Here is a 619-nt window from a genome sequence, read left to right on the forward strand (position 1 = left end):
GAAGCGATTGGACTCAATAAAATGATTAAAAAAATAGTGTTAGTCATATTTATATTTTTTTTATTTCTCTATCTATTAGGGAGCTTCATAACGGATACTATCAATCCTTTAGATTTTGCAAAAAGATTGGAAATTCGTGCTATGGGGATCAAACCCAATGTACCATTCTATGAATCTACGCGCATTATTGTAGGTCCTTTTAAACCACGGCATCATTATCCTTTATTCCCCCCAATCACTCTTGAGCAAGCTGAAAATGCCCCTCATCGAATTAACTATCCATTTCAAACGAGTCTATTTATTACTGTCGTTGGTGATAATTATCAAATCAAAGAGCGTTGGGTTTATCGCCGTAAACCTGACTATATCTTACTCAATGAACAGCAACAAGCTAGCTTAAAAAACCTTGAAAACGGTGACCACTTTTTTATTCTGGATGATAATTTACAACTACAACCTATCACCATAGAAGAAGCTATTACCTTACCCAACTATATTAAAGTCATAAAGGAAATGGGGAAAATTATTTCCATTGAGAAAAAAACTTTAAAAGCCTATTTTAAACATGAATATGAATACTGGCCACACAGTGAAGAAGTTCTTTTTTTTAAAAATACAA

The 619-nt window shown here is 33.0% G+C and carries 1 protein-coding gene; it reads left to right on the top strand.

The window, feature by feature from the left end; translation table 11 throughout:
• Positions 1-21: 21 nt before the first annotated feature.
• On the top strand, positions 22-619 hold a 598-nt coding region (locus A9G11_RS09960), incomplete at its 3' end, for a hypothetical protein (RefSeq protein ID WP_141674404.1).

Origin of the sequence: Gilliamella sp. wkB108 (assembly GCF_001690195.1) — a bacterium.
GTDB lineage: Bacteria > Pseudomonadota > Gammaproteobacteria > Enterobacterales > Orbaceae > Gilliamella > Gilliamella apicola_L.